Consider the following 25,028-nt stretch of genomic DNA (forward strand, 5'->3'; position numbering starts at 1 on the left):
CTATCCTTAAAAATGGCATTCCCTTCAACTGACTGGCTAAACATGCGACAATGATCGGCACTGCCGGCTTAAATCTTTCGCTAAATCAGGATATTAACTGCCCATGAAGGGTAAATACAAAGCCGCTCTTGCGCTTTTACTGCTGTTCATATTGTTGCCGCTGACGCTGCTGATGACGCTCGCCCAGTGGGTACCGACGCTCGCCGGGATTTGGCTGCCCGTCGGGACGCGCATCGCTTTCGAAGAGAGTCCGAAACTTACCCGCCACGCGCTGGTGATCCCCGATCTTCGCTATCTGGTTGAGGACTGCGAAATTGCCCGCATCGATAACGTGACGCTGTCACATCCGAGCCGCTGGAAGCTGGATATCGGTGCGCTGGATCTTAACTCCGTCTGTCTGAGCAAAATTCCCCAGTCTGCGCCCTCAACGGTCGCCCCCAAAACGCTGGCACAGTGGCAGGCGGTATTACCGAATACCTGGATCACGGTTCACCGTCTGACGCTGTCGCCCTGGCAGCAGTGGCAGGGCGAGCTGTATGCGTCGCTGACGCCGTCCATTCAGGAGATCGCCTATAAAGGCGAGCAGGTCAGCATTAAAGGCACGCTTCGCGGTCAGACGCTCTCGGTCAGCCAGTTCGATGTCCAGCTCCCGGACCAGCCGCAGCCGATTAAGCTGGTGGGCGAGTTTACCTTGCCGCTGGTACCGGATGGCGTGCCGGTGAAGGGCCACGCGGTCGCGACCTTTAACGTGCCACAGTTGACGTCTCTGGTCGATGCCGATCTGGACTGGGAAGACAATCAGGGACAGCTGGTGGTGATGGCGCGGGACAACCCCGATCCGCTGCTTGACCTGCCGTGGCAGATCACCGCGGAGCAGCTGAACATCAGCGACGGGCGCTGGAACTGGGATCTCTCGGGTATGCCGCTGAGCGGGCGGGTATCCCTTCGCGCCGACAACTGGCAGCAGGGGCTGGATAACACCACCCTGACCGGACGGCTGAATGTGCTTACCCAGGGTGACGCGGGGAAAGGCAACGCGGTACTGAACATTGGGCCCGGCAGGCTCAGCATGGAAAACAGCGACATGCCCCTGCATCTGAGCGGTGAAGCGAAGCAAAACGATCTCATTCTTTACGCAAAATTGCCCGCCACGCTGACCGGCAGCCTGTATGAACCGCAGCTGGCCTTTGAGCCGGGCGCGCTGCTCCGCTCGCGCGGGCGCATCATTGACTCACTCGATATCGATGAAATCCGCTGGCCGCTGGCGGGCGTGAAGCTGACGCAGAAGGGCGTGGACGGTCGTTTACAGGCGATTCTGCGCGCTCATGAAAACCAGATGGGCGATTTTGAACTCCATCTGGACGGCCAGGCCAACGACTTTTTACCTGATAACGGCCTGTGGCAGTGGCGCTACTGGGGGAAAGGCGGTTTCACGCCGATGCATGCCCGCTGGGATGTCGCCGGGAAAGGCGAGTGGCGCGACAATCTTATTGAGCTGACGGCGCTCTCCACCGGTTTTGACAAGCTCCAGTACGGCACGATGGAGGTCAGCAAGCCGCGTCTGGTGCTGGATCAACCGGTGCGCTGGCTGCGTGACCCCGAAAAACCGGCCTTCAGCGGCGCGCTGTCGCTCAACGCCGGGCAAACCCGTTTCTCCGGCGGCAGCGCGTTGCCGCCCTCGGTCCTGACCTTCAGCGTCGACGGCACCGACCCGACCATTTTTCAGTTCAAGGGCGACCTCCATGCGGACAAAATCGGTCCGGTACAGGTGAACGGACGCTGGGATGGCGTGCGCCTTCGCGGGCAGGCCTGGTGGCCGAAACAGTCGCTCACCGTCTTCCAGCCGCTGATCCCGCCGGACTGGAAAATGACGCTGCGCGACGGGGAGCTTTACGCGCAGGTCGCCTTCTCGGCGGCGGCCGATCAGGGCTTTGAAGCGGGCGGGCACGGCGTGCTGAAATCCGGCAGCGCCTGGATGCCGGATAACCAGATTAACGGCGTCGATTTTGTGCTGCCGTTCCGCTTCAGCGAGGGTACCTGGTCTCTCGGCACGCGCGGTCCGGTCACGTTGCGCATAGGCGAAGTGGAAAACCTGGTGACCGCGCGCAACATTACCGCCGATCTACAGGGGGATTATCCCTGGACGGAGGACAATCCGCTGCTTCTCACCAACGTGAAGGTGGAAACCCTCGGCGGGAAGATCACCATGCAGCAGCTGCGGATGCCTCAGCACGATCCGGCCCTGCTGCGCGTGGACAATATCTCTTCGAGCGAGCTGATCAGCGCCGTTAATCCGAAACAGTTTGCCATGTCAGGGCCGGTGAGCGGGGCGCTGCCGTTCTGGCTGGACAATGAAAAATGGATCATTAAAGATGGCTGGCTGACCAACCCGGGGCCAATGACGCTGCGCATCGACAAAGATACGGCCGACGCCATCGTGAAAGATAATATGGTGGCGGGCGCGGCGATTAACTGGCTCCGCTATATGGAAATTTCGCGTTCGTGGACGAAAATCAATTTAGATAATCTGGGCGAATTAACCATGCAGGCGACCATCAAGGGGACCAGCCGGGTGGATGGCAAAAGCAGCTCCGTCAACCTGAACTATACCCATGACGAGAATGTCTTTACCCTCTGGCGCAGCCTGCGCTTTGGGGACAATCTGCAAACCTGGTTTGAGCAACATGCGGCGATACCTGCTCCCCGCAGTTCGACTGGCAAGGAAAGTGAGGAACAACAATGAAAAAGATGGCTGGTGTGCTCACCGTTGCCGTTGCCGCGTTACTGACCGGCTGTACGCCGCGCATTGAAGTCGCTGCGCCAAAGGAGCCGATTACAATTAATATGAATGTCAAAATCGAACATGAAATCCACATTAAGGTCGATAAAGACGTTGAAACCCTGCTGAAATCGCGCAGCGATCTGTTCTGAGGATGCCATGAAACGATTAGCTCTGATTTTACTGGCGCTGGGGATGAACGTGCAGGCGGCTGCGCTGACCTTAAACGATGCCCGGGCGCAGGGGCGCGTGGGGGAAACCCTCAGCGGCTATCTTGCCCCGATTCAACAGGACGCGGAAACGCTGGCGCTGGTCAATCGTATCAATGCGGCGCGCACGGAAAACTACCAGAAGCTGGCTGACAGCAATAATTTGCCGGTCGATGAAGTGGCTAAAATGGCCGGTCAGAAACTGGTTGCCCGCGCGCAGCCGGGCGAATACGTGAAGGGCATTAACGGAAAATGGCTCAAAAAGTAGTTAGCGGTAGCGCCTGCGGTATTCACCCGGCGAGACGCCAAAACGCTGCTTAAACGCCGTTGAAAAATGGCTATGGTCGGTAAAACCCCAGCTGTAGCCAATGCCCGCCAGCTTTTCGTCATCGCCGGTAGATTGCAGTGCCTGCGCGCAGAGATCCAGACGACGGTTTTTGATGTACTGCGCCACCACCAGCCCCTTCTCGGCAAACATGCGGTAAAGGCTGCGCACGGACATGCCGCTCTCGGCGGCAATCCATTCCGGGCGCAGCGATTCAGACTGAATATGGTCGTCAATCAGCGCCACCACATGCTGGAACTGGCGCTCCTTGCGCGGCTGAATGATTTCACGCTGCTGGAACGCGGGGCGCAGCAGGCAGATCATCGCTTCGAGCGCCGCTTCGCTCTCCCGGTCACTCAGGTCGGCATTGCTCATGCTCTCCATCAGCAGGCGATGGCTCAGCTGTACAGTCGGCAAGGTGCGGGAAAGGGCGGTCGCGCAGCTTATCTCCTGGAAACGACACTGCTGCTCAATAATCTGACGGGGAACCAGCAGCGAAATCTGGCGGGATTTTTCCCGCCAGTTGATCGAGCAGGGACGTGACGCGTCAATCAGCGTGATATCACCGGTTCTGAGCAGCGCGCGACGGTCATCCTGCTCAATTTCCGCGCTGCCTTCGAGCTGGAACACAGTATAGAACCAGGCATCATTACTCTGAGCGATCTCCTGACGGGAGCGGAACAGGTTGACGCCGCCTGCGGTCACGGTGCTGAGCTTCAGGCTGCGCGCATAGCTGGTCTCCAGCTCGCCGAAGAATTTCCCCCCGGTGGGCTGCGCGTTAAAACGCCCGCAAACCTGGTTAATTTGCGCCAGCCACTGCTGATACTGTTCCTGCTCGCTTGCACACGCCATCGTTTCTCTCACTGCACCGTCAACGTTTTTGCATTGTTGCATTTGTGTTGCATTTTGTCAGAGCTATGAGGCTGACTATAGGAAAGAACACTCACCGGTAACAGCGATATAAGCGGCAATTATCGCGATTTGCGGAGCCTGTCACAGGTGGCAAAGCGAATGTCACAGAGACAAAAGCGAGAACGCAAAACCCCACTTAGACTGGATGGACACCCTGCGAAGAATAACGAAGGAGTATCCTATGTCTGAATCACAGGTAGCCATTCAGCCTGCCGTACAACAATTTTTAGACCGACAGCATGGCCTGTGGATTGAAGGGCGTCAGGCCGCGTCGGACAGTGAAAAGCGGCTGAACGTCTTCAACCCGGCCACGGGCGAGGTCATTGCCTCGACTGCCGATGCCAGCGTCGATGACGTTGACCGTGCCGTCATGTCCGGCTGGCGCGCGTTTGTCGCCCGCAGCTGGGCCGGAAAACTGCCGGCGGAGCGCGAGCGGATCCTGCTTCATTTCGCCGATCTGGTCGAACAGCACAGCGAGGAGCTGGCCCAGCTTGAAACGCTGGAGCAGGGCAAATCCATCAACATTTCCCGCATGTTTGAAGTCGGCTGCACCCTGAACTGGATGCGCTATACCGCCGGGCTGACCACCAAAATTTCGGGTAAGACTCTCGACCTTTCCATCCCGCTGCCGCAGGGCGCCCGCTATCAGGCGTGGACGCGTAAGGAGCCGGTTGGCGTGGTGGCCGGGATTGTGCCCTGGAACTTCCCGCTGATGATCGGGATGTGGAAAGTGATGCCTGCGCTGGCCGCGGGCTGCTCTATTGTCATCAAGCCCTCAGAGACCACGCCGCTGACCATGCTGCGCGTGGCGGAACTGGCAAGCGAAGCGGGCATTCCGGACGGAGTGTTCAACGTGGTGACCGGGAGCGGCGCGGTGTGTGGCGCAGCGCTGGCCTCGCATCCGCATATTGCAAAAGTGAGCTTTACCGGCTCAACGGCGACGGGCAAGCAAATCGCCCGCACGGCGGCGGACACGCTAACCGGGGTGACTCTGGAGCTGGGCGGGAAAAACCCGGCCATCGTACTAAAAGACGCAGACCCGGCGTGGGTGATCGAAGGCCTGATGACCGGCAGCTTCCTGAACCAGGGGCAGGTGTGCGCGGCGAGCTCGCGCATCTATATTGAAGCGCCGCTGTTTGACACGCTGGTCAGCGGGTTTGAGCAGGCGGTGAAATCCCTGAGCGTCGGGCCGGGCATGTCGCCGGAGGCGTTTATCAACCCGCTGGTGTCGCGCGCACATTGCGACAAGGTGCAGACCTTCCTTGATGAAGCGAAGTCGCGCAACGCGGAGCTGATCGTCGGTAACCGGGGGCCGGAAGGCAAAGGCTATTACGTTTCGCCTACGCTGGTGGTGAACCCGGATGCTTCACTGCGCCTGACCCGTGAAGAGGTGTTTGGCCCGGTGGTCAACCTGGTACGCGTCGCCGACGGAGAAGAGGCGCTCCAGCTGGCAAACGACAGCGAGTATGGCCTGACGGCCAGCGTCTGGACGCAGAATATCAGCAAGGCGCTGGAATATACCGACCGGCTGCAGGCGGGCACCGTCTGGGTGAACAGCCATACGCTGATTGACGCCAACCTGCCGTTCGGCGGCATGAAGCAGTCCGGCACCGGACGTGACTTTGGCCCGGACTGGCTGGACGGCTGGTGTGAAACCAAATCGGTGTGCGTGCGCTACTAGTAAAAGCAAAAGGCAACCTGGAGGTTGCCTTTTTTTTGTTTGTTCCCTCTCCCGTGGGAGAGGGTCAGGGTGAGGGCATCAGGCTGCACCGGGCGAATTTTGTAGGTCGGGTAAGCCGTAGCCGCCACCCGACATGTTTACAGCGACCACCGATCCCGCCCGGCCTCTTTCGCCCGATACAGCGCCGCATCGGCGCGGGCGATGATCTCGGTGCCTGCTAACCCCTCCGCCATGCTCGCAATCCCCATGCTCACGGTGACACGATCGCTAACGGTTGACGCACTGTGCGGTATAGCTTCTGTACGCAGGCCGTCCTGAATGCGTAAGGCCACCTTTTCCGCAATGTTTTCCGGACAGTTAAACAGGATCACCACAAACTCCTCGCCGCCGTAGCGTGACACCACATCGTCAGGCGTGCGCACCGACTGCTTCAGCACCCGCGCCACGCGGGTCAGGCAGTCGTCACCCGCCTGGTGCCCGTAGGTGTCGTTGTAGCGTTTGAAATAGTCGATATCCAGCATAATCACCGAGAAGGTTTTTTTCTGCTCAACCGCGTTCTCCAGCACCACTTCCATTTTCCGGCGATTGGCGGTTTTGGTTAACGGATCCTGATGCGCCAGCGCATCCAGCCTGGAGATCAATAGCTGATTTTGCTGGTTACGTCGCCAGGCCTCGTCAAACCAGCTCAGCAGGATGAAACGCCCGCAAATCAGGATCAGCGAAAACACGCTCCAGATAACAATGAAGTGAAGGTTGAGGCCATCGTTCCGTATCCAGCTTGCTACCGGCAGGGTGATCCAGAGCGGGAGCACAAAGGCGAGTAGCCCTTCAGGATAAAAATAGAGCGCTGTTAAGCCAGCGAGTAATAAAATGACGCACAGCGGCCAGACGTGCGGGAGCAGCAGCTGGGTGATAAACCAGAAGCAGGAGACCGACCAGATGGCGCTGCAGATAAACAATACCACGCTGATGCCGGCGATGCGCCGCCAGGCCATCAGGATCAGCGCGGCGGAGAGGATGATAATGCCGAGCATGGAGGCATCAACTATTCTCGTCAGCTGCGGCGAAGGGGGATAAAGGGGATCGCTGGTATTAAGCAAAACGTGTCGCAGCAGAATCATCACCGCGAAGCTGATATTCACGAAGGCCAGCCACGGCAGGTTCATCGCCAGCCCGTGCATGACCATAGCATGGCGCGTTGGCCAGGTTGCCCGTTCAAGTGTCGGTTTTTTTCTTTTTTCCATTGACGCTTTTTACCCTTTCTGGCTAACACGTGAAGCAGGAAAGGGCGGACGAACCGCCCTTTTGCGTGCACCGTTACGGTGTCACAATGTTAAACCAGAAATCAAACTTGTCCATATAGCTAAGCATGGCATCAAGTTTCGCGCTGTCGCCAGTAATTTTAATATTTCCGCTGTCCTGGGCCTGTTTCAGCGTCACCTCCTTGAGGATGATTTTATTCAGGGTGTCACGGTTAAGCGTCAGCGTCGCGTCCGCCTCTTTTGCTTCCGCGTTCGCCGTGTGGTTCAGCACGCCGTTTTCCAGCTCGAGTTTGTACTTCCCGCCATCGCTGCCCAGATCGATGTTAAACACCGATTTGGCGTCACCCGCTTTTTGTCCGTTGATATGGACAGCCAGATAGTCAAAGAACATCTCCGGCGTCATCGCGCGCACCGTATCCGGGCTGGCGGTATTCGGCGTTGGCCCTTTCACCACGCCGTTACGCAGTTCCTGCGCACCGGTCAGGTAGAAGTTACGCCATGGACCGGATTCAGCCTGGTAGCCAAGCTGTTCCAGCGCATCCGCTTCCAGGTTGCGTGCCGCCTGGTTGTTCGGATCGGCAAAGACCACTTTGCTCACCACCTGCGCCACCCAGCGGTAGTTACCCTGGTCGAAGTCGGTTTTCGCCTTGCTCAGGATGGCATCCGCGCCACCCATATACTCCACGAATTTCTTCGCGCCTTCTTCAGGCGGCAGTTCATCCAGCGTCGCCGGGTTACCGTCAAACCAGCCCAGATACAGCACATAGGTGGCTTTTACGTCATGGCTCACCGAACCGTAATAGCCGCGGTTGGCCTAGGTATGCGCCAGTGAATCCGGGAGCTTGAAGTTAGCGGCGATTTCGTCGCGCGTCAGCCCTTCGTTGGCCATACGCAGCGTCTGGTCGTTGATGTAACGATAGAGATCGCGCTGGCTTTTCAGCAGCTTGACCACGTTTTCGTTGCCCCAGGTCGGCCAGTGGTGCTGCGCCATGATGATTTCAGCTTTGTCACCCCAGCGCACAATCGCCTGGTTGATGTATTTCGACCACGGCAGCGGCTCGCGGATTTTGGCCCCGCGCAGCGAGTAGGTGTTGTGCAGGGTATGGGTCACGTCCTCAGCGGATTCAATCAGTTTTTTCTCTTCGATATACCAGAGCATTTCCGATGGCGCTTCGGATCCCGGTGCGAGCATAAAATCATAGGTCAGGCCGTCGATAACCTCTTTTTGCCCGTCTTTCTCAATGATATTGGTCGGGGCAATCAGCGTGACCGTCCCGGCGGAGGTCGTTGTCCCAAGACCGGCACCCACCTGGCCCTTGGCATCGGGCTTCAGCAGGTTGCCATACATATAGCTGGCGCGGCGGCTCATCACGTTGCCCGCCATGATATTCTCGGCAACGGCCGCTTCCATAAACCCGGCTGGCGCGTAGACCTTCACTTTGCCGGACTTCACGTCGGCTTCATCCACCACGCCGCGCACGCCGCCATAGTGGTCAACGTGGCTGTGGGTATAAATAATGGCGGCGACAGGCTTCTTGCCGCGATTTTTAAAATAGAGATCCATCCCGACCTTCGCCGTTTCTGCCGACACCAGCGGGTCAACCACGGTAATACCTTCTTTCCCTTCAATGATGGTCATATTTGACAGGTCAAGATTTCGGATCTGATATACGCCATCGGTCACTTCAAACAGGCCGCTAATATTAATCAGCTGAGATTGACGCCATAAGCTGGGATTAACGGAGTCCGGTGCTTTATCGCCTTCTTTAATAAACGAATATTGCTGTGGATCCCAGATGACATTACCTTGTTCCCCTTTGATAATTTCCTGAGGAATCGGTGCAATAAAGCCTTTATGGGCGTTCGTAAAATCGGTGTTGTCGGAGAAAGGCAGCTGATTAAAGAGGGCGTTATTGGCTTGTTGCGTTGCTGCCGTGGCGTCCTTCGGGGCTTCTGCGGCATACGCGGAGCTGACGGAAATAACAAGTCCAGCCAGAGCAAGACTCCTGACGATCAAATTGAATTTCATCCTAACCTCTCAGTGGTGTATTACGTCGTTCGTGGAAACTTCGTGTCCTGGCTGAAAGTGGTTCAAGAAATGCAATAGGAATAAACGAGGTAGAAATAACTATAATCGGGGAGTGGTATTCAGCAAGTAAATGGATGAAAAACCGGGCATTGCGCCCGGTACGTTATTTATTTCTTTTCGTCTTTCTTTTTCCCGAGCGTTGGCGTCTCGTCGAAGAAGTTCCACGGTTTAAGCAGGGTATGCACCCATTCCGTCGGCATAATCGGCCACTCTTCCGCGCGGGCGACGTGGGTGGTGCCGGTGGTCATCCAGACCACGTCATCCCGATCGTTGAGCGACTCGTTATCCTTGCTGTACTGTCCCAGGCCCGTGTCGTGTACCGAGCGGTTCGGGAATTTTCCTTCCGGGTAGAGCTCATCCGGATGGTAACGGGTCACCCAGAGCTGTTTGTCCATAAAGCTCAGGCGATGATAAATCCACTCGTCCGGGGCAAATTTCGCGCCGGTCGCCACCGGGTGCGTTCCCCCCGCGTAAGGGATAATCTGGTATGAGACCGGGTTGCCCATGCGGTTCTCTTTACTGGTGTTGCTCAGCAGCCGAATGGTGCCCGGATCGAACTTCTGCGCCGCCTGCTGCTCGGTATCAATATCGTACTGATTGATCTGCATGGTGCTGGTCCGCGGGCCCCCGGCGGTATTCGGCTTCACTTCTGGATCCATCGCCACCAGCTTGTTGTTGATGCCGTCCACGTCCATATCGAGACGGAAGTTGTAGATGTGCTGGTGCGTGGTGCCCACGATGTTATGGTCGATCAGCGTGCCGTATTTGGTGTCGTCTTTGGCGGTGGCGTCGTGCATGGTTTTCGCCTGAACGCCTTTCACTGCTTCGATACCCGTCGCGCCGGCATCAATGCCGATGGTGCCATTTTCATGGAACACCCAGTCGAAGATGTAATCGTAGTTGCCCACGGTACTCACCCAGCGCACCACCAGCTCGCGGCGCTCGGTGCTGACGTTCGGCTGGCCCATCTCCTGATGTTTGTATTCCGGCCCCGCGTAGCGTTCGAAAATGGCGATCGCGCGCGGGATCTCCATCGGCGCGCCGGTGTAATCCGGGATAGTTTCATTGAGCATCACGGCGTTGGACGGCACGTCTTTACCGCGCACCAGCGGTGAGGTCAGGGTGCCCATGCCGTAGTCGCCGGAGTCGAGATAGGCTTTAAAGTACCAGCCCACGTCCGGATCGCCATAAGGGACGATCATGCCGCCGAGTGACCCCTGATACATCACCTGGCGCTTTTTGCCGTTGTCGTTATAGGTGACGGTTGAAATCATCGGGCCGACGCGGGAGTCCAGGCTCAGGTGGAAATCCCAGTTCTGCCAGTGCACCATATCCCCGGTGATGGTGTAGTTCTTGCCTTCCGGCTCGACGATCTCCAGGGGTTTCTTCACCGTTTCTACGCGGTCGCGGCCATCATAGGGACGCGGGGTCATGGGAACCGGAACAACGGCGCCTTCTTCAATCTTCTGGATCTTTTTCTGCTCAAGATCGACAACCGCGACCAGGTTTTCAATCGGGTGCGCCCAGTAGTTGCCGTCGCCCACGTCCAGATAGCTCACCACCTTCAGCAGGCGATCTTCCTGCTTCAGGCCGTCTTTACCGTCGAAATAGCCGACGGTCAGCGGCGTGGTGATCACTTTTTTCGGGTCGGTGATGCCGTGTTTTTTAAGCACCTCGGCGAACTCGGTACTTTCGTTGATGATCTGCTGAACCGCGGTGAAATCATCCAGCAGCACCATGCCGTGCGCGTTTTTTACCGGTTCCCAGCGCAGGATTTTTTTATCCTTCAGGTCCACTACGCTTTCGATAACGTGCTTGCCATCGAGCATGACGATCTTCGCCTGACGCGGAGCATCCACTGCCGTACCGTTAAGCACAAAGTCCCACACTTTGGCTTTCTCAGGCTCTGCCAGGGCGATCTGGGTAAAGCGGGTATTCGGCTTAAAGTCCGCCGAGGCTTTCACAATCTCAACGGCCTGCTTAATTTCGTCCGCCGTTAGCGCGTTTAACGGGTGAGGGCGTTTTTCAACCTGGAAGGTCTGGTCAAGGCCGGACTGGAAAACATCGTTGATGAAGGTATCGGAAATAAAGGCTTTCTTGCCTTTCATCACCACCGGCACTTCAAGCCTGAGGGTTTTACCGTTGACGATGGCGGTTTTTGCGCCCGGTTTGACCTTCACAAAGGCACCGTCTTTCGCAATGGTGAACATCTGTGCGTAATCATCCCACTGAACGTCCGCGCCAAAGTCCTGCAGCGTTTTGTCCATCGGGACCATATGCGCCTCACTGCCGTGGGCGAAAACAGGGGATTGCCACGCGCAACACAGCGCAACGGCCATGGCCAGCGCCGTTCTACGGGCAGAAAAAGAAGAATTGCTTCCCATCGTAGACCTCATCTTGTTGTGTTTATACCCGTCATACTTCAAGTTGCAGGTGCGTTGGCTGCACTCACTCACCCCAGTCACGTACTTATGTACGCTCCCGGGGATTCGTTCCCTTGCCGCCTTCCTGCAACTCGAATTATTTAGGGGATATTGTGTTGTGACAGCCTTATCCTGACAGGCGCCTGAGAAAAGCGTTTGCCTGCATCTGCCAGATTATTTGTCAGCCTTGCCAGGTTAAAAAAAGAGCGGGGATAAATCACATGCCGGGCCATTTCCTCTCCCCATAAATGATGTCAGCACAGGCGACCCCCTCTCCCTTGAGGGAGAGGGCTGGGGTGAGGGGGAACATACGGCTGTGGTGGTTATTCCGTTCACTTTATGTTGAGGGCCTTGCTGAAGGCCCCCAGTGAATCTGTAAGCAGCGTCAAATTACCGGGAGCCACCAGCCATTGTGGTAAAGGGGAAGGGACGTTAGCTGAAATCGCCCTGCTGGCGCGCCACCAGCGTCAGGATGGAGTAGAGCGCCACGGCCTGCTGGTGCTGGTTGAAGATCTCAACCGCCCATTCCACCACGCCGGTTGGTTTTTCCTCGGCGGTACGCTGTTTCTTCAGCGTTTTACGCTTGCAGGTCAGGCGCACCTGAATGGTATCGCCCGGCTTAACCGGCTCGATAAAGCGCAGGTTTTCCATGCCGTAGTTGGCAATAACCGGCCCGACGCCCGCATCAACAAACAGTCCCGCCGCGGCGGAGATCAGAAAGTAGCCGTGCACCACGCGCTCGCCGAAGATCGACTCCGCCGCGCCGATCTTGTCCATATGGGCGTAGAAGTGGTCGCCGCTAAGGCAGGCAAAGTTCACGATGTCCGCTTCCGTGAGGGTGCGGCGCGGCGTCAGCAGGCTGTCGCCCGGCTGCAGCTCCTCGAAGTATTTGCGGAACGGATGCACGCGGTCTTCCTGCACCGCTGCGCCACGCACCCACTGTTTGCCAATGGCCGCCAGCATCGACGGGCTGCCCTGAATCGCGGTGCGCTGCAGGTAGTGCTTCACCGCGCGCAGGCCGCCCAGCTCTTCGCCGCCGCCCGCGCGGCCCGGGCCGCCGTGCACCAGCTGAGGCAGCGGGGAGCCGTGGCCGGTAGACTCTTTGGATGATTCCTCGTTAAGGATCTGAATACGCCCGTGGGCGCGCGCCGCACCGGCAATAAACTGGCGGGCAATCGCCGAATCGGCGGTGACCAGCGTACCGGCCAGGCTGCCGCCGCCCGCGCGGGCAAGCTGCATCGCGTGGCGCGCGTTGCGATACGGCATCAGCGTCGCAACCGGGCCGAAGGCTTCGGTTGAGTGCACCGCCGGGGTTTCATCCGGCTGCGGGCAGAATAGCAGGGTAGGCGGGAAGAACGCCCCCGCGGCCTGCAAATCCGCTTTGCCGCCCAGACGTATCTGGCAGCCAGCGGCGATCAGTTGCTCCACTTTCTCCTGCACGTCCGCGCGCTGTTCGGCGTTGACCAGCGCCCCCATCTTCACCCCTTCCTGCGCCGGGTCGCCCACCACCACTTTTTCCAGGCGGGCAACCAGCGCCTGGCTCACCGCGTCAATCTGGTTTTGCGGGACGATAATTCGGCGAATGGCCGTACATTTTTGCCCGGCTTTGGCGGTCATCTCGCGGACCACTTCCCGGATGAACAGGGCAAACTCCGGCTGGTCCGGCGTAACGTCTTCCCCCAGCACGCAGCAGTTCAGGGAGTCGGCCTCCATGGTGAACGGAATCGAATTCGCCACGATATTCGGGTGCACGCGCAGGCTTTGCCCGGTGCTGGCGGAGCCGGTAAAGGTCACGACGTCCTGGCTGTCGAGCTGGTCGAGCAGATCCCCCGCGCCGCCGCAGATCAGGCTGATGGCGCCGTCCGGCACCAGCCCGCTGTCGACGATGGATTTCACCATCGCCTGCGTCACCTGTGCGGTAGCGGTAGCGGGTTTGATGATGGCGGGCATCCCGGCAAGCCAGGTCGGCGCCAGCTTTTCCAGCATCCCCCAGCAGGGGAAGTTAAAGGCGTTGATGTGCACCGCCACGCCGGATTTGGAGGTGAGGACGTGGCGCGCCGCAAAGCCGCCTTCTTTCGACAGGGGGATTAACTCGTCTTCCGGCCACAGGGTGTCATCCGGCAGCTCGCGGCTGCCCAGGCTGGCGTAAGTGAAGAGGGTGCCGATGCCGCCTTCAATATCCACCCAGCTGTCCGCCTTCGTCGCCCCGGTCTGGGCCGACAGGGCATAAAACGTCTCTTTCTCGCTAAGCAGGTGCTTTGCCACCGCCTTCAGCATGGCAGCACGTTCGATAAAGGTCATCTCGTGAAGCGCTTCGCCGCCGCGCTCAATCGCATAGCGACGGGCGGCCGCCATGTCCAGCCCTTCGCTGGTCACGCTCCACAGGGCTTCGCCACTGATGGCGTGATGAATAGTGCGCTCGCGGCCCCGGCCAGACTGCCAGGTACCGGATAAGAAGCTGGCTAACTGCTGCATCGCTTATCTCCAAATGTTACGTGATTTACTCATTAATAGTTTGATCGTGAATCATAAAAATCAAGCTGAGTTTTTAATGAATTGTTAACGTTGTGATCTGGCTGGATGAATCTCATCTCTTTGAGACGCTTTCTGAAAGGCATGATGCAAAAGCCTTGCGAGCAGCATCACAAAACCAGGAAACAATTCTTGGGGTTATATTTAACCTATGTGTAACTTTTAAAAAACAAAGTGATTCAACTTTACGTCTTAATTTGCAAACTAACGAATCATAAAGGTGATGACGTGACGCAAGAACAACGGTTTGAGCAGCGCATAGCGCAGGAGACGGCGATTGAGCCTCAGGACTGGATGCCTGACGCCTACCGTAAGACGTTGATCCGTCAGATTGGTCAGCATGCGCACTCCGAAATTGTCGGCATGCTGCCGGAAGGGAACTGGATCGCCCGCGCGCCGACGCTGCGCCGAAAAGCGATCCTGCTGGCGAAAGTTCAGGACGAAGCCGGGCACGGACTCTATCTCTACAGCGCGGCGGAAACGCTGGGCTGCGCGCGGGAAGACATCTACCAGAAAATGCTCGACGGCAGGATGAAATACTCCTCCATCTTCAACTATCCGACCCTGAGCTGGGCCGATATCGGCGTGATCGGCTGGCTGGTGGACGGTGCCGCTATCGTCAACCAGGTGGCGCTGTGCCGGACCTCCTACGGTCCGTATGCCCGCGCGATGGTGAAAATCTGTAAAGAAGAGAGCTTCCACCAGCGCCAGGGCTTTGAGGCCTGCATGGCGCTGGCGCAGGGCAGCGATGCCCAGCGCCAGATGCTACAGGACGCCATCAACCGCTTCTGGTGGCCAGCGCTGATGATGTTCGGGCCGAACGACGACAACTCGCCGAACAGCGACCGCAGCCTGGCGTGGAAAATCAAACGCTTCGGCAATGACGAACTTCGCCAGCGCTTTGTCGACAACACGGTGCCGCAGGTGGAGATGCTGGGCATGACGGTGCCGGATCCCGACCTGCGATTTGATGAAGAGAGCGGTCATTATCGCTTCGGCGAGATCGACTGGCATGAGTTTGACGAGGTCATTAGCGGGCGCGGCATCTGCAACTACGAGCGCCTGGCCGCCAAACGTAAAGCCTGGGAAGAGGGGGCGTGGGTGCGCGAAGCCGCACTGTCGCACGCGGAAAAACAACACGCCCGCAAAGTGGCTTAAGAGGAATCACGATGAGCAACGTCTACTGGCCGCTGTACGAAGTGTTCGTACGCAGCAAACAAGGGTTATCCCACCGTCACGTGGGCAGTCTGCATGCCGCCGACGATCGCATGGCGCTGGAAAATGCGCGTGATGCCTACACCCGTCGTAGCGAAGGGTGTTCTGTCTGGGTGGTTAAGGCGAGCGAGATTGTCGCCTCCCAGCCGGAAGAGAGCGGTGAGTTCTTCGACCCGGCGGAAAGCAAGGTTTACCGCCACCCGACGTTCTACACCATCCCCGACGGCATCGAGCATATGTGAGGCAAAGAATGAATTCAGTGACTGCCTATGCCCTGCGTCTGGGCGACAACGGTCTGGTGCTTTCCCAGCGTCTCGGCGCCTGGTGCGGCCACGCGCCGGAGCTGGAAATCGACCTCGCGCTCGCCAATATCGGTCTCGACCTGCTGGGCCAGGCGCGCAATTTCCTGACCTATGCCGCGGAGCGGGAAGGCCAGGGCGATGAAGACACGCTGGCGTTTGGCCGCGACGAGCGCCAGTTCCGCAACGTCCTGCTGGTGGAGCAGCCGAACGGCAGCTTCGCCGACACCATTGCCCGCCAGTACCTGATGGATGCCTGGAACGTGGCGCTGTACGAACGCCTGACCCGGAGCAGCGACGGCCAGCTTGCGGCCATCGCCGCCAAAGCGATTAAAGAGGCGCGCTACCACCTGCGCTTCAGCCGCGGCTGGCTGGTGCGTCTGGGCGACGGGACCGAAACGTCCGCGCAAAAAATGCAGCAGGCCATCGACAACCTGTGGCGTTTTACGGCGGAGCTGTTTGAAGCCGATGACGTCGAGCTGGCCCTGATTGACGCCGGCGTGGCGGTTGACCCGCGCGTCCTGCGCCAGCCGTGGGAAAGCGAAGTCTTTGCCGGTCTCAATGAAGGCTGCCTGCAGGTTCCCGCAGAGGTGGCGTACCGCACCGGGGGCAAGAGGGGGCTGCATACCGAACATCTGGGCCCGATGCTGGCGGAAATGCAGTACCTCCAGCGCGCGTATCCCGGTCAGCAGTGGTGAAGGAGAACGCTATGCAACGCCTCGTCGACATCGCGCCCGCGCAAATCCCGCAGATCTGGTCGCTGTTAAGCCAGATCCCCGATCCGGAAGTGCCGGTATTAACCATCACCGATTTAGGCATGGTGCGCAGCGTGAAGGCGCAGGGGGAAGGCTGGGTCATTGGCTTCACGCCCACCTACTCGGGCTGCCCGGCAACGGAGCACCTGCTGGGGGCGATCCGCGACGCGATGACCGCGAACGGCTTTACCCCGGTACACATTGTGCTCCAGCTTGAGCCCGCCTGGACCACCGACTGGATGACCGCCGACGCGCGCGAGCGTCTGCGGGCGTACGGCATCAGCCCGCCCGTGGGGCATAGCTGCCACGCGCACGCGCCTGTGGAGGTGACCTGCCCGCGCTGCGCCAGCACCGACACCTCGCTTATCAGTGAATTTGGCTCGACGGCCTGCAAAGCGCTCTACCGCTGCAACACCTGCCGCGAGCCCTTCGACTATTTCAAATGCATTTGAGGCTGCCATGACAACGTTTCATTCATTAACAGTGGCAAAAGTGGAACCCGAAACCCGCGACGCGGTGACCATCACGTTCGCGGTGCCGCAGGCGTTGCAGGACGCCTACCGCTTCCGCCCCGGCCAGCACCTGACGTTAAAAACGAAGCTTGGCGGGGACGAGCTGCGCCGCTGCTACTCCATCTGCCGGAGTACCGCCCCGGGCGAAATCAGCGTGGCGGTCAAAGCCATCGACGGCGGGCGCTTTTCCCGCTATGCCCGGGATGAGATCAAAGCGGGTATGGCGCTGGAGGTGATGGTGCCTCAGGGGCAGTTTGGCTACCAGCCGCGGGCTGAACGCGAAGGCCACTATCTGGCGATTGCGGCAGGCTCCGGGATCACCCCGATGCTGGCGATTATCTCCGCGACGCTTGCGACCGAACCCAAGAGCCACTTCACCCTGATCTACGGCAACCGCAGCAGCCAGAGCATGATGTTCCGCCAGGCGCTGGCGGACCTGAAGGACAAGTACACGCAGCGGCTGCAGCTGGTCTCCATCTTCAGCCAGGAGCGGCTGGACAGCGATCTGCTTTATGGCCGCATCGACGGGGAAAAGCTGCAGGCGCTGGCGAAAACCCTGATTAACTTCCGCCAGTACGACGAGGCGTTTATCTGCGGCCCGTCGGCGATGATGGACGACGCCGAAGCGACGCTGAAGGCGCTGGGGATGCCGGACAACTCCATTCACCTTGAGCGCTTTAACACCCCGGGAACCACCGCAAAACGCGCGGTGCATGTCCAGGCGGAAGGACAGAAAGTGACCGTGCGCCAGGACGGGCGCGACCGCGAAATCACCCTGACGGCGGACGACGAAAGCATCCTGGATGCCGCCCTGCGTCAGGGGGCGGATCTCCCGTATGCCTGCAAGGGCGGCGTGTGCGCCACCTGTATATGCAAAGTGCTGCGTGGGAAGGTGGACATGGCGACCAACTACAGCCTGGAGCCGGACGAGCTGGCCGCCGGATACGTGCTGAGCTGCCAGTCGCTGCCGTTAACCGCCGACGTGATTGTCGACTTCGACGCGAAGGGGATGGCATGAGCGAACTGACTGTTACCCGTCATGGCCGCGTGCTGCAGCTGACGCTAAACCGTCCGGCGGCGCGCAACGCCCTCAATAACGCGCTGTTAACCCAGATTGCCGAGCAGCTTGAGGACGCCGCAGCAGATGCCGACATCGCCGTCTGCGTGATTTACGGCAGCGAGCGCTGCTTTGCCGCCGGGGCCGATCTCAACGAAATGGCGGAGAAAGACCTGCCCGCCACGCTGAACGATATCCGCCCGCAGCTGTGGGCGCGCATCAACGCTTTTCCTAAACCGCTGATTGCCGCCGTGAATGGCTTCGCGCTGGGCGCAGGCTGCGAGCTGGCGCTGCTGTGCGACGTAGTCATTGCTGGCGATAACGCCCGCTTTGGCCTGCCGGAAATTACGCTGGGCATTATGCCCGGCGCGGGCGGCACCCAGCGTCTTATCCGCAGCGTCGGTAAATCCCTTGCCAGCAAAATGGTGCTGACCGGCGAGAGTATCTCCGCGCAGCAGGCGCTGAGCGCCGGGCTGGTGAGCGACGTTTTCCCGCCAGCGCTGACGCTGGAGTATGCCCTGAAGCAGGCGGCGCTGATGGCGCGCCACTCTCCGCTGGCGCTGCAGGCGGCGAAACAGGCGCTGCGCCAGTCTCAGGAGGTGCCGCTCCAGGCCGGTCTGGCCCAGGAGCGCCAGCTGTTTACGCTGCTTTCTGCCACCGAAGACCGCCGGGAAGGCATCGACGCCTTCTTACAAAAACGCACCCCCGACTTTAAAGGACGCTAATTGTGGAATGTATTCTCAGTCATGTTGAGCAGGGCGTAATGACCATTACGCTGAACCGTCCGGAGCGTCTGAACAGCTTTAACGACGTGATGCACCAGCAGCTTGCCGAGTGCCTGAAACAGGCCGAGCGTGATGACACCGTTCGCTGCCTGCTGATCACCGGGGCGGGTCGCGGCTTTTGCGCCGGTCAGGATCTGAACGACCGCAACGTCGACCCCAACGGCCCGGCGCCGGATCTGGGGATGTCCGTTGAAACCTTCTATAACCCGCTGGTGCGCCGCCTGGCAAAGCTGCCGAAACCGGTGATTTGCGCGGTTAACGGCGTAGCAGCGGGGGCGGGTGCGACGCTGGCGCTGGGGTGCGATATGGTGATCGCCGCGCGTTCCGCCAACTTCGTGATGGCCTTCAGCAAGCTCGGCCTGGTGCCGGACTGCGGCGGCACCTGGCTGCTGCCGCGCGTGGCCGGACGCGCCCGCGCTATGGGGCTGGCGCTGCTCGGCGACAAGCTCAGCGCCGAACAGGCGCAGGCCTGGGGGATGATCTGGCAGGTAGTGGATGACGAACAGCTCTCCACTACCGCGCAGCAGATGGCGCTGCACTTTGCGTCTCAACCGACCTTCGGGCTGGGGCTGATCAAGCAGGCGATCAATGCCGCGGAAACCAACACCCTGGACGCCCAGCTCGATCTGGAGCGCGACTACCAGCGCCTGTCCGGGCGCAGCGACGACTACCGCGAGGGCGTCAGCGCCTTCCTGGCGAAGCGCGCGCCGAACTTTACGGGGAAATAAGATGCTGAACATACGGACTGTCGCCGTGATTGGCAGCGGCACCATGGGCGCAGGGATTGCCGAAGTCGCGGCCAGCCATGGGCATCAGGTGCTGATCTACGACATCTCCAGCGACGCGATATCGCGGGCCATCGACGGGATCCGCCAGCGTCTGGCCTCCCGGGTGACGCGCGGAAAACTCTCCGCCGATGCCGGGAGCCAGATCCTCGCCAGGCTGCTTCCGGTCACGGATATCGAGACGCTCGCCGCGGCCGATCTGGTCATAGAAGCGGCCTCCGAGCGTCTGGAGGTGAAAAAGGCGCTGTTTGCTCGGCTGGCTGAGATCTGCCCGCCGCAGACGGTGCTGACCAGCAATACCTCTTCCATCTCCGTCACGGCGATTGCGGCGGACGTCCACCACCCGGAGCGCGTCGCAGGGCTGCATTTCTTTAACCCGGCGCCGGTGATGAAGCTGGTGGAGGTGGTCAGCGGGCTGGCGACCTCTCCGGAAGTAGCCGACGCGCTGTGCGAGCTGGCGCTGAACTGGGGCAAACAGCCCGTTCGCTGCCAGTCAACGCCGGGGTTCATCGTCAACCGCGTCGCGCGTCCGTTTTATTCCGAAGCCTGGCGCGCCCTGGAAGAGCAGGTCGCGCCGCCGGAGGTGATTGATGCCGCCCTGCGCGACGGCGGCGGTTTCCCGATGGGGCCGCTGGAGCTGACCGACATGATTGGTCAGGACGTGAATTTCGCGGTGACCTGCTCGGTATTTAACGCCTTCTGGCAGGAGCGTCGTTTTCTGCCTTCGCTGGTGCAGCAGGAGCTGGTGCTGGCGGGAAGGCTGGGCAAAAAGAGCGGGAAGGGCGTCTACGACTGGCAGGGTGACAAACCCGCCGTGCAGTGGGTGCCGGCCGTCAACGACAGCTACAGCCCGATGCGCGTGGAAAAAAGACGTGACGGTGTCACCGAAATTGATGATGTGTACCTGATCGAAACGCAGGGCGAAACCGCTCAGGCGCTGGCGCTGCGGCTCAACGGCCCGGTGGTGGTGGTGGACCGCATTGAGCGCGACGTGGCGGTGATTGCGGCGGCCGCCAGCAACCCGCACACCGCGACGCAAAAGGCCATCCGCTACCTGCAGCAGCAGGGTAACCGGGTGGTGCAAATTGCCGATTATCCCGGCCTGCTGGTCTGGCGCACGCTGGCGATGATTGCCAACGAAGCGCTGGATGCCCTGCAAAAAGGGGTCGCCAGCGAGAAGGACATCGATACCGCCATGCGCCTGGGCGTGAACTACCCGAGCGGGCCGATCGCCTGGGGCGAGCGGCTGGGCTGGCAGCGCCTGCTGACGCTGCTGGAGAACCTGCAGCGTCATTACGGCGAGGAGCGCTATCGCCCCTGTTCACTGCTGCGCCAGCGCGCGCTTCTGGAGAGTAGCTATGAGTCATAACGCCTGGCATAACGCCCGCGCGATGTACGAACGGGACGCCTGCGCGCAGGCGATGGGGATGGACATTGTCGCCATGGACGAGGGCTACGCGGTGGTGACCATGACCATCACCCCGCAGATGCTTAACGGCCACCAAACCTGCCACGGCGGACAGCTTTTTTCGCTGGCAGACACCGCCTTTGCCTACGCCTGCAACAGCCAGGGGCTGGCGGCGGTAGCCTCAGGCTGCTCGATTGATTTTCTGCGTCCGGGCTTTGCCGGGGACACGCTCACCGCCACCGCGCGGGTGATGCATCAGGGCAAGCTGACCGGCGTGTACGACATTGAAATCCAGAACCAACAACAGAAAACCGTCGCCCTTTTTCGCGGGAAATCTCACCGCATCGGCGGCAGCGTGACAGGAGAGGCCTGATGCGTGACGCATTTATTTGTGATGGCGTTCGAACCCCGGTGGGTCGCTACGGCGGCGCGCTTGCCGCAGTCCGGACCGACGATCTCGGTGCCGTGCCGCTGCGCGCGCTGCTGGCCCGCTATCCCCAACTCGACCTCGAGCGGATCGACGATGTGATTTTCGGCTGCGCTAACCAGGCGGGGGAAGATAACCGCAACGTAGCGCGCATGTCGTCCCTGCTGGCCGGGCTGCCGCAGACGGTGTCCGGAACCACCATTAACCGCCTGTGCGGGTCAGGTCTGGACGCGATTGGGTTTGCTGCCCGCGCCATTAAGGCGGGCGATGGCGAGCTGCTGATTGCGGGCGGCGTGGAGTCCATGTCCCGCGCGCCGTTTGTGATGGGCAAAGCCACCGCCGCGTTTCAGCGTCAGGCGGAAATCTTTGATACCACTATCGGCTGGCGATTTGTGAATCCGCTCATGCATCAGCAATTCGGAACTGACAGTATGCCGGAAACGGCAGAGAATGTAGCTGAATTGTTAAATATCAGCCGTGCCGATCAGGACGCGTTCGCGCTGCGCAGCCAGCAGCGTACCGCGCAGGCTCAGCAGAACGGCATTCTGGCGCAGGAGATTGTGTCGGTACCGGTGCCGGGAAAAAAAGGGACGGTCACTGAGTTCAGCGTGGATGAACATCCGCGCGCGGACACCACGCTCGAACAGCTCGCCGGGCTAAAAACGCCGTTCCGTAAGAACGGGGTGGTCACTGCGGGGAATGCCTCCGGCGTCAACGACGGCGCTGCGGCGCTGATCGTCGCCAGCGAGAAGATGGCGCTGGCGCAGGGATTGGTCCCGCGCACGCGGATCGTGGCGATGGCGACGGCAGGCGTGGAGCCACGTCTGATGGGGCTCGGCCCGGTCCCGGCGACCCGCAAGGTGCTGGAACGCGCAGGACTCAGCATTAACGATATGGACATTGTCGAGCTTAACGAAGCTTTCGCCTCGCAGGCGCTGGGCGTGCTGCGTCAGCTGGGCCTGCCGGATGATGCCGCGCACGTTAACCCGAACGGTGGCGCGATTGCGCTGGGCCACCCGCTGGGGATGAGCGGTGCCAGGCTGGCGCTGGCCGCGAGCAATGAACTGCACCGACGCGGCGGGCGCTACGCGCTGTGTACGATGTGCATCGGTGTGGGTCAGGGCATTGCCATGATCCTTGAGCGTGTTTGAGCATAAAAACAATGTGAGTACCCTACAATGACAAATACAACAAAGCTTGATCCGATTGAAACGGCCTCCCTTGACGAGTTACAGGCGCTGCAGACCGAGCGTCTGAAGTGGACGCTGCATCACGCCTACAACAACGTGCCGATGTACAAACGCAAGTTTGACGCGGCGGGCATTCACCCTGACGATTTCAACGAGCTGGCGGATATCCGTAAATTCCCGTGCACCACCAAGCAGGACCTGCGGGATAACTATCCGTTCGATACCTTTGCCGTGCCGATGGAGCAGGTGGTGCGTATTCACGCGTCATCCGGCACCACCGGCAAACCGACCGTTGTCGGCTACACGCAGGGCGACATCGACAACTGGGCCAATCTGGTGGCCCGCTCCCTGCGCGCCGCGGGCGGCAGCGCGAAGGACAAAATTCACGTGGCGTATGGCTACGGCCTGTTTACCGGGGGGCTGGGGGCGCACTACGGCGCAGAGCGTTTAGGCGCGACGGTGATCCCGATGTCCGGCGGCCAGACGGAGAAACAGGCGCAGCTGATCCGTGATTTCCAGCCGGATATGATCATGGTAACGCCGTCCTACTGCCTCAACCTGATTGAGGAACTGGAGCGCCAGATGGGCGGCGATGCCAGCGGCTGTTCCCTGCGCGTGGGCGTCTTCGGCGCCGAGCCGTGGACGCAGGCCATGCGGCGCGAAATTGAAAAACGCTTGGGCATTACGGCGCTGGACATTTATGGCCTCTCCGAGGTGATGGGGCCGGGCGTGGCGATGGAGTGTATCGAAACCGTCGACGGCCCGACCATCTGGGAAGATCACTTCTACCCGGAGATCGTCAACCCGAACGACGGCACGCCGCTGGATGACGGGCAGCAGGGCGAACTGCTGTTCACCACGCTGACCAAAGAGGCGCTGCCGGTGATCCGCTACCGCACCCGCGATCTAACGCGTCTGCTCCCGGCCACCGCGCGCAGCATGCGCCGCATGGACCGCATCAGCGGGCGCAGTGACGATATGCTGATCATCCGCGGCGTCAACGTCTTCCCGTCGCAGCTGGAAGAGGAGATCGTCAAGTTCGAACACCTTTCTCCGCACTATCAGCTGGAGGTGAACCGTCGCGGGCATCTTGATTCACTTTCCGTGAAGGTCGAGCTGAAAGAGAGTAGCCTCACGCTGACCCATGAGCAGCGTTGCCAGGTGTGCCACCAGCTTCGCCACCGCATTAAGTCGATGGTGGGGATTTCCACCGACGTAATGATCGTTAACTGCGGCAGCATCCCGCGCTCAGAGGGCAAAGCCTGCCGGGTGTTTGACTTGCGTAAAGCTGCGGCCAACGGCTAAGTTTTCCCTCACCCCGGCCCTCTCCCAAAGGGAGAGGGTGTAAACAGTTCCCTCTCCCTTTGGGAGAGGGTTAGGGTGAGGGGGAAACCCCAAAATCCTATGCTATGATTCATCCAGGACAAAAATAACAACAGAATGAATCACATGAATAAACTCGACGCCTTTATCCAGCACGCGGTCAGCTCCGTTCCCGTCAGCGGGACCTCGCTTATCTCCTCGTTATACGGTGACGCGCTTTCCCATCGCGGCGGTGAGATTTGGCTCGGTAGCCTGGCCGCCCTGCTGGAAGGCATGGGGTTTGGCGAGCGCTTCGTGCGCACCGCGCTGTTTCGCCTCAACAAAGAGGGCTGGCTGGACGTTTCCCGCATCGGACGTCGCAGCTTTTACCGCCTGAGCGATAAGGGGCTTCGCCTGACGCGTCGCGCGGAGAATAAGATTTACCGTGCGGAACTGCCCGCATGGGACGGCAAATGGCTGTTGCTGCTCTCCGAAGGTCTGGATAAAACCACCCTTGCCGACGTCAAAAAACAGCTGATCTGGCAGGGGTTTGGCACGCTGGCGCCGAGCCTGATGGCCTCGCCGTCGCAGCATCTGGCGGACGTGCAGTCTCTGCTTCACGATGCCGGCGTGGCGGAAAACGTGATTTTCTTTGAAGCCCACTCGCCGCTGGCGCTCTCCCGTGCCGCGCTGCGTTCGCGGGTGGAGGAGTGCTGGCAGTTAACCGAGCAAAACGCGATGTACGAGACGTTCATCGATTCATTCCGTCCGCTGCTGCCGCTGTTGAAAGAGGCCGCGCCGGAGGAGCTGACGCCGGAACGCTGTTTCCAGATCCAGCTGCTGCTGATTCACTTTTATCGTCGCGTGGTGCTGAAAGATCCGCTGCTGCCGGAAGAGTTGCTGCCCGCGCACTGGGCGGGGCAAAGCGCCCGACAGCTCTGCATTAACATCTATCAGCGTGTCGCGCCGGGGGCGTTGGCGTTTGTCAGCGAGAAGGGCGAAACCTCCGTGGGCGAGTTGCCCGTGCCCGGCACGCTCTACTATCAACGCTTTGGTGGTCTTACAAGCACATAAGGAGTGA

At 59.9% G+C, this 25,028-nt stretch carries 20 protein-coding genes and 1 pseudogene; 16 read left to right on the forward strand and 5 right to left on the reverse strand.

The window, feature by feature from the left end:
• Positions 1-103: 103 nt before the first annotated feature.
• Genes ACWKXN_RS04515 through ACWKXN_RS04525 form a run of 3 tightly spaced genes read left to right on the forward strand, consistent with a single transcriptional unit; the run spans position 104 to position 3,256 of the window.
• The gene (locus ACWKXN_RS04515) at positions 104-2,743 is read left to right on the forward strand and encodes a YdbH family protein (protein WP_454543372.1); all 2,640 of its coding nucleotides are present in this window, start codon (positions 104-106) and stop codon (positions 2,741-2,743) included.
• Complete coding sequence (locus ACWKXN_RS04520) at positions 2,740-2,931, forward strand: YnbE family lipoprotein (RefSeq protein WP_014169918.1); 192 nt, start codon at positions 2,740-2,742, stop codon at positions 2,929-2,931. Before ACWKXN_RS04515 ends, ACWKXN_RS04520 begins: the two co-directional genes overlap by 4 nt.
• 7 nt (positions 2,932-2,938) lie before the next feature.
• Positions 2,939-3,256 carry a YdbL family protein gene (locus ACWKXN_RS04525; protein ID WP_028017556.1) on the forward strand — a complete coding sequence of 106 codons (318 nt, stop codon included), beginning with the start codon at positions 2,939-2,941 and terminating at the stop codon, positions 3,254-3,256.
• Here ACWKXN_RS04525 and feaR read toward each other — a convergent pair whose 3' ends face one another.
• Positions 3,257-4,165: a transcriptional regulator FeaR gene (feaR, locus tag ACWKXN_RS04530; RefSeq protein ID WP_033145415.1), complete on the reverse strand. Its 909-nt coding sequence runs from the start codon at positions 4,163-4,165 to the stop codon at positions 3,257-3,259.
• Between the two features lie 241 nt (positions 4,166-4,406).
• Between feaR and ACWKXN_RS04535 the strand changes: the two genes are divergently transcribed.
• On the forward strand, positions 4,407-5,906 hold the full coding sequence (locus tag ACWKXN_RS04535) for an aldehyde dehydrogenase family protein (RefSeq protein ID WP_454543373.1): 1,500 nt from the start codon (positions 4,407-4,409) through the stop codon (positions 5,904-5,906).
• A gap of 137 nt (positions 5,907-6,043) precedes the next feature.
• Here ACWKXN_RS04535 and ACWKXN_RS04540 read toward each other — a convergent pair whose 3' ends face one another.
• The 4 genes and pseudogenes from ACWKXN_RS04540 to paaZ form a co-directional block, all read right to left on the reverse strand.
• Positions 6,044-7,150 carry a GGDEF domain-containing protein gene (locus ACWKXN_RS04540; RefSeq protein ID WP_454543374.1) on the reverse strand — a complete coding sequence of 369 codons (1,107 nt, stop codon included), beginning with the start codon at positions 7,148-7,150 and terminating at the stop codon, positions 6,044-6,046.
• 73 nt (positions 7,151-7,223) lie between these two features.
• A pseudogene (locus tag ACWKXN_RS04545) lies at positions 7,224-9,197 on the reverse strand (alkyl/aryl-sulfatase).
• Between the two features lie 167 nt (positions 9,198-9,364).
• Entirely contained in the window at positions 9,365-11,641 is a 2,277-nt protein-coding gene (gene tynA, locus ACWKXN_RS04550; RefSeq protein WP_454543375.1) for a primary-amine oxidase, read from the reverse strand.
• Between the two features lie 471 nt (positions 11,642-12,112).
• A complete protein-coding gene (gene paaZ, locus ACWKXN_RS04555) occupies positions 12,113-14,155 on the reverse strand; it encodes a phenylacetic acid degradation bifunctional protein PaaZ (protein ID WP_058840681.1) in 2,043 nt (680 codons plus the stop codon).
• Positions 14,156-14,440: 285 nt separating this feature from the next.
• Between paaZ and paaA the strand changes: the two genes are divergently transcribed.
• The 12 genes from paaA to paaX all read left to right on the forward strand — a co-directional run bounded on the left by paaA (position 14,441) and on the right by paaX (position 25,021).
• Positions 14,441-15,370 (forward strand): 1,2-phenylacetyl-CoA epoxidase subunit PaaA, encoded by a 930-nt coding sequence (gene paaA, locus ACWKXN_RS04560; RefSeq protein WP_454543376.1) that lies wholly within the window; start codon positions 14,441-14,443, stop codon positions 15,368-15,370.
• Positions 15,371-15,381: 11 nt separating this feature from the next.
• Positions 15,382-15,669 carry a 1,2-phenylacetyl-CoA epoxidase subunit PaaB gene (paaB, locus tag ACWKXN_RS04565; RefSeq protein WP_033145422.1) on the forward strand — a complete coding sequence of 96 codons (288 nt, stop codon included), beginning with the start codon at positions 15,382-15,384 and terminating at the stop codon, positions 15,667-15,669.
• Between the two features lie 8 nt (positions 15,670-15,677).
• On the forward strand, positions 15,678-16,424 hold the full coding sequence (paaC, locus tag ACWKXN_RS04570; protein ID WP_094935216.1) for a 1,2-phenylacetyl-CoA epoxidase subunit PaaC: 747 nt from the start codon (positions 15,678-15,680) through the stop codon (positions 16,422-16,424).
• Positions 16,425-16,435: 11 nt separating this feature from the next.
• Positions 16,436-16,933 carry a 1,2-phenylacetyl-CoA epoxidase subunit PaaD gene (gene paaD / locus ACWKXN_RS04575; RefSeq protein WP_048980795.1) on the forward strand — a complete coding sequence of 166 codons (498 nt, stop codon included), beginning with the start codon at positions 16,436-16,438 and terminating at the stop codon, positions 16,931-16,933.
• A gap of 7 nt (positions 16,934-16,940) precedes the next feature.
• Entirely contained in the window at positions 16,941-18,011 is a 1,071-nt protein-coding gene (gene paaE / locus ACWKXN_RS04580) for a 1,2-phenylacetyl-CoA epoxidase subunit PaaE (RefSeq protein WP_454543377.1), read from the forward strand.
• Positions 18,008-18,775, forward strand: coding sequence for a 2,3-dehydroadipyl-CoA hydratase PaaF (gene paaF, locus ACWKXN_RS04585; RefSeq protein ID WP_454543378.1), 768 nt, complete (start codon positions 18,008-18,010; stop codon positions 18,773-18,775). The genes paaE and paaF overlap by 4 nt, the downstream gene beginning before the upstream one ends.
• Positions 18,775-19,563, forward strand: coding sequence for a 2-(1,2-epoxy-1,2-dihydrophenyl)acetyl-CoA isomerase PaaG (gene paaG, locus ACWKXN_RS04590; protein ID WP_454543444.1), 789 nt, complete (start codon positions 18,775-18,777; stop codon positions 19,561-19,563). Before paaF ends, paaG begins: the two co-directional genes overlap by 1 nt.
• Position 19,564: 1 nt before the next feature.
• On the forward strand, positions 19,565-20,989 hold the full coding sequence (gene paaH, locus ACWKXN_RS04595) for a 3-hydroxyacyl-CoA dehydrogenase PaaH (protein WP_454543379.1): 1,425 nt from the start codon (positions 19,565-19,567) through the stop codon (positions 20,987-20,989).
• The gene (paaI, locus tag ACWKXN_RS04600) at positions 20,979-21,401 is read left to right on the forward strand and encodes a hydroxyphenylacetyl-CoA thioesterase PaaI (protein WP_039262613.1); all 423 of its coding nucleotides are present in this window, start codon (positions 20,979-20,981) and stop codon (positions 21,399-21,401) included. The genes paaH and paaI overlap by 11 nt, the downstream gene beginning before the upstream one ends.
• Positions 21,401-22,606: a 3-oxoadipyl-CoA thiolase gene (gene pcaF / locus ACWKXN_RS04605; protein WP_048980799.1), complete on the forward strand. Its 1,206-nt coding sequence runs from the start codon at positions 21,401-21,403 to the stop codon at positions 22,604-22,606. The genes paaI and pcaF overlap by 1 nt, the downstream gene beginning before the upstream one ends.
• Before the next feature lie 27 nt (positions 22,607-22,633).
• Positions 22,634-23,950, forward strand: a complete 1,317-nt coding sequence (paaK, locus tag ACWKXN_RS04610) for a phenylacetate--CoA ligase PaaK (protein WP_454543380.1) — start codon at positions 22,634-22,636, stop codon at positions 23,948-23,950.
• A gap of 135 nt (positions 23,951-24,085) precedes the next feature.
• Positions 24,086-25,021, forward strand: coding sequence for a phenylacetic acid degradation operon negative regulatory protein PaaX (gene paaX, locus ACWKXN_RS04615; RefSeq protein ID WP_048977910.1), 936 nt, complete (start codon positions 24,086-24,088; stop codon positions 25,019-25,021).
• The last annotated feature ends 7 nt before the right edge of the window (positions 25,022-25,028 follow it).

The sequence above is a fragment of the Enterobacter sp. UPMP2060 genome (assembly GCF_053709655.1).

What these genes read in the sequence shown, in the direction of transcription:
- paaH (WP_454543379.1), top strand. Translation starts at nt 19,565, where the DNA reads ATGCTGAACATACGGACTGTCGCCGTGATTGGCAGCGGCACCATGGGC.
- paaF (WP_454543378.1), top strand. Translation starts at nt 18,008, where the DNA reads ATGAGCGAACTGACTGTTACCCGTCATGGCCGCGTGCTGCAGCTGACG.
- ACWKXN_RS04540 (WP_454543374.1), bottom strand. Translation starts at nt 7,150, where the DNA reads ATGGAAAAAAGAAAAAAACCGACACTTGAACGGGCAACCTGGCCAACG.
- paaB (WP_033145422.1), top strand. Translation starts at nt 15,382, where the DNA reads ATGAGCAACGTCTACTGGCCGCTGTACGAAGTGTTCGTACGCAGCAAA.
- paaI (WP_039262613.1), top strand. Translation starts at nt 20,979, where the DNA reads ATGAGTCATAACGCCTGGCATAACGCCCGCGCGATGTACGAACGGGAC.
- ACWKXN_RS04525 (WP_028017556.1), top strand. Translation starts at nt 2,939, where the DNA reads ATGAAACGATTAGCTCTGATTTTACTGGCGCTGGGGATGAACGTGCAG.
- pcaF (WP_048980799.1), top strand. Translation starts at nt 21,401, where the DNA reads ATGCGTGACGCATTTATTTGTGATGGCGTTCGAACCCCGGTGGGTCGC.
- paaC (WP_094935216.1), top strand. Translation starts at nt 15,678, where the DNA reads ATGAATTCAGTGACTGCCTATGCCCTGCGTCTGGGCGACAACGGTCTG.
- ACWKXN_RS04520 (WP_014169918.1), top strand. Translation starts at nt 2,740, where the DNA reads ATGAAAAAGATGGCTGGTGTGCTCACCGTTGCCGTTGCCGCGTTACTG.
- ACWKXN_RS04535 (WP_454543373.1), top strand. Translation starts at nt 4,407, where the DNA reads ATGTCTGAATCACAGGTAGCCATTCAGCCTGCCGTACAACAATTTTTA.
- paaD (WP_048980795.1), top strand. Translation starts at nt 16,436, where the DNA reads ATGCAACGCCTCGTCGACATCGCGCCCGCGCAAATCCCGCAGATCTGG.
- ACWKXN_RS04515 (WP_454543372.1), top strand. Translation starts at nt 104, where the DNA reads ATGAAGGGTAAATACAAAGCCGCTCTTGCGCTTTTACTGCTGTTCATA.
- paaK (WP_454543380.1), top strand. Translation starts at nt 22,634, where the DNA reads ATGACAAATACAACAAAGCTTGATCCGATTGAAACGGCCTCCCTTGAC.
- paaE (WP_454543377.1), top strand. Translation starts at nt 16,941, where the DNA reads ATGACAACGTTTCATTCATTAACAGTGGCAAAAGTGGAACCCGAAACC.
- paaZ (WP_058840681.1), bottom strand. Translation starts at nt 14,155, where the DNA reads ATGCAGCAGTTAGCCAGCTTCTTATCCGGTACCTGGCAGTCTGGCCGG.
- paaX (WP_048977910.1), top strand. Translation starts at nt 24,086, where the DNA reads ATGAATCACATGAATAAACTCGACGCCTTTATCCAGCACGCGGTCAGC.
- feaR (WP_033145415.1), bottom strand. Translation starts at nt 4,165, where the DNA reads ATGGCGTGTGCAAGCGAGCAGGAACAGTATCAGCAGTGGCTGGCGCAA.
- tynA (WP_454543375.1), bottom strand. Translation starts at nt 11,641, where the DNA reads ATGGGAAGCAATTCTTCTTTTTCTGCCCGTAGAACGGCGCTGGCCATG.